This window comes from Aequorivita sediminis (assembly GCF_032080575.2).
Taxonomy (GTDB): Bacteria; Bacteroidota; Bacteroidia; order Flavobacteriales; family Flavobacteriaceae; genus Aequorivita; species Aequorivita sediminis.
The window spans coordinates 1-3,298 of record NZ_JAVLSO020000016.1 but is presented as its reverse complement, the minus strand read 5'-3'; the positions used below and the strand labels follow the sequence as shown (position 1 = coordinate 3,298).

The following is a 3,298-nucleotide window of genomic DNA, read 5'->3' as shown; positions in this document are numbered from 1 at the left end:
ATTATATGCATTGTTATATTTTTTGCCGACACACCCGAGTGAGCCAACCCGCCGAAAGAGTAGAAGTCCGCATAGTTTTTTAAATGATTCCGCAAAATATTTTAAGTTTTTAAATCACTTAAATAAATCCGCTCGAGTGAGTTTCGGTTGAGTGAAATTGCGAGCAGTTTCGTCCGAGTCAAAATCCGCGCGAGTAAATTGTCGGAAGTCCGATCACCCAAATAAAACGCCTCCGAATTAATTCGGATGAATTCAATTCGGAGGCATTAAATATAACGGTTTTGTGTAAGCGTCAGTAACGGGAAAGTGCGCGAGTACTTCCCGCTGACGCACCTAATTTAGCAAAACGAGTTGAATTTCCGAATAGGAAATTCAGCCGTTATTGCGCTTACACGTTGTTGTGCAACGTATTTTTTTATTCGTAATATTCTATTTGTCTTTCCCAAATCATTCCTAATTCTCCATTCGAACTTCTCCTTTTAGAAATCCAATTTCCATTTTCGTCATATACATATTCGAAAGAAGTTTGGTGTGTTTGTTCGTCTTGTTCGTTGAACCAATTTTGAACAGTCAAATTATCCATCTCGTCATATTCGGACACAAATTTCATAGAACTTCCATCTGGATTAAATTTGAACTGTAAATTTTCATTTCCGTCTTTATCGTATGAGTATGTTCGTCTGTCTTTTAAACTGCCATCAGGTTTATATCTGAACTGTTCAATTTTTTTGTTGTCAAAATTGTATTTATAAACATATTTCCAACCATTCTCGCTATCTGGACTTTTGAGTAACATCTCAATATTATTTCCGTTTTCGTCATACTTATTCGATTGAATATTTGTTAGGTTGTTATCCGAATCAAAGGTTTTAACAGCAATCATATTGTCGTTGGAATCGTACTCATAAGTCCAATAACTTTTTAATTCATCCGATGAATTTTTCTTCATAGCTTTTTGAGCAAATCCATCTTCATTTCTTTCGTAAATAGTTTTCTCGTAAAGCGAACCGTCTCTTTCGTATTGGCCGTTTTCTATCACTTTCTCATTTTTATCAAAAATCATATATGAACTTATGTTTGAGTCAAATAGATTTTCTCGACTTTTTAATTCGCCATTTTCTGGTTTATAAATGACTTCTTTTACCATTTTCATTTTTGGTTTAAGACTGTCAGAAGTTGATTGAGCGATAAGATTTGTTCCGGAAAATGAAATCAGAATTCCAAGTAATAATATGTATTTCATAGGTTTGTTCATATGTTGCACAACGTTTAGTATATGCAAAGTAGGCGATTGCGGGCTTCAAATTTATCAAACCGTTACTTTGTTGAAGCGGGCTACAACCCTTGAATTTATTACTATTTCGCCTATTTTGTATGTACATTGTTAGCACCTGTTATTTCTCCATTTTCAGTCCCGTAGGTCTGTTTGTTAGTTCAAATATTTCTGTATTTCCAAGAATTAAAACAATACCTGAAGAAGCTCTGTCCTTATATTCATCATTTATGAATGACCGAGTAATCTCTCCGTTTTTGAGTAGGTGGTTAATTGTCTTTTTGAAAATCTCAATTTTTATTTTTTGAGGTTTTCCGTTTGATGTAATTCTCTGAATTCCTGACCAATCAACTTTTACGATTTTGTTTGTTTTTCCATCTGGTCTTTTGATTGTTCTGCCTTCCAATGGCATTACATATTTCTCCCAAATGTTTTCAAATGAGTTGGATTTAGTCGTCCTTTGGGTTTTGTTGGAAGTCCTAATTGCTGGTATGTCTAAAATCTCAATTCTTAACTTGTTGGCGACTTCAAGTGCATTGTCAATTATTCTTCCATTTGTTGCTATGATTGCTTTTGTGCAGTCGAAATAGTCTTTTGCTCCGTGAAGTTCCATAACCATTTGTCTGTTTATTGGTCGAGTTGAACCACCAAACATTTTTGCCTGAATTGCAATTTTTTCTTTGCCTTTAGTCGCAAATACGTCAACACCGTAATCATTTGAGTATTGAGATACGGTCGTTTTGTAACCTTTTGCTTCAAAGTGGTCTGCTACAATGTGTTCATATTCATCAGGTCTCATCCGGTCAAGTTTGCAAATGGTCTTACACCAAATTGTTTAATGTATGCGCTCAATAATTGCTTTTCAATTTCTCTTGGGTCATCTTTTGGTGTTGGCTTCCAACAGAATATTAGGTCGCTATGGTTTTTAAGTTGCCATATTAATCTACCGCCCCAATGTCCAACGTTTTTCGTTTCTCCAAATCTCAAATACTGTCCAAGTCTTGAGTTTAATGTGGCTTGTCCTGTTGGGCTTCCTGCTTTTCCAATGTAAACGACTTGTGAGTTGTCAACGTGATTGTTTTGCAGTTCAGTAATTGAAACATTTGGGTCTTTCCCTTTAAAAAATCCACCTACTCCTGGATTAATAAATTCAGTTTTCTTAAATGTCGGGTTGATTACGAGATAAGCTCCTTTAATTTTTGGAATACTCGATTTGTCTGTCCATAGGTCACGGATTGTTTTAAAACCTGTGAAACCATTTTTCTTTATGTCGTCAATGTCATTGAAATTCACTGTCGTCTTTTTTAATAGGTGCTAACGTGTTTGGCTATGGTTTCGTTGCGTGAAAATCCGCGAGGATTTTCCGCCGTAAACCGAAGATAGCAAATTTGCGAGGACTTTCCGCGAGGAAAGTCAGAAGCAATGAATTATAGCCGGTGTTGTAAGTAGTTTTTTTTATTTTTTATCAGTTTGGTTTTCCGCTATTGTATCTTTTATTAATGCGTTGTAAATGTATTCAGGTGTTTTCTCTTTTGTTTTATTCATCTCATTTTGGAAATGCTTTTTTAGAAACTCTTTTTCCTTGTCATTCAGGTTTTCTAGAATTCCAACTCTACCATAAAAACTTATATTTTCATCGTCTTTATGCACAAGAACAATTAATGGATATCCATTTTTAGCCTCAAACATTTCCAAGTCATTTTCTATTCCAGTTTTTGGGTTTGGTCGGTCTAAAAAATAGGAGAAGCTGATATTTTTTTCGGTCGGACTATCAAATGGGTCATTTGTTGGATTCGCATAATTAATGATTCCCTGAACCTCATAAAAGTCCGATTCTTTAAAGTCAGAATATTTTTTTTCAGATTCACAGGAGAAAAGTCCGAAACTTATTGATATTATTATGATTAGCGTTCTTCTCAAAATTACTTACAACGTTTCGTATATGATAAGTAGGCGATCACTAAGCCCTAAATTTTTGTCTATTCCTAAAGTTTGATACAAGCCAAAAATATTTCAATTAGTACT

4 protein-coding genes are annotated in these 3,298 nt (G+C 34.7%); all 4 read right to left on the bottom strand.

Features of this window, described 5'->3' with window-relative positions; all coding sequences use genetic code 11:
- Positions 1 to 415 precede the first annotated feature (415 nt).
- Positions 416 to 1,243, bottom strand: a complete 828-nt coding sequence (locus RT250_RS13355) for a hypothetical protein (RefSeq protein WP_313115378.1) — start codon at positions 1,241 to 1,243, stop codon at positions 416 to 418.
- Between the two features lie 151 nt (positions 1,244 to 1,394).
- A complete protein-coding gene (locus tag RT250_RS13350) occupies positions 1,395 to 2,072 on the bottom strand; it encodes a restriction endonuclease (RefSeq protein WP_313115376.1) in 678 nt (225 codons plus the stop codon).
- The gene (locus RT250_RS13345; RefSeq protein WP_313115374.1) at positions 2,069 to 2,566 is read right to left on the bottom strand and encodes a hypothetical protein; all 498 of its coding nucleotides are present in this window, start codon (positions 2,564 to 2,566) and stop codon (positions 2,069 to 2,071) included. The genes RT250_RS13350 and RT250_RS13345 overlap by 4 nt, the downstream gene beginning before the upstream one ends.
- A 162-nt stretch (positions 2,567 to 2,728) precedes the next feature.
- The gene (locus tag RT250_RS13340) at positions 2,729 to 3,193 is read right to left on the bottom strand and encodes a hypothetical protein (RefSeq protein WP_313115371.1); all 465 of its coding nucleotides are present in this window, start codon (positions 3,191 to 3,193) and stop codon (positions 2,729 to 2,731) included.
- Positions 3,194 to 3,298: the final 105 nt, after the last annotated feature.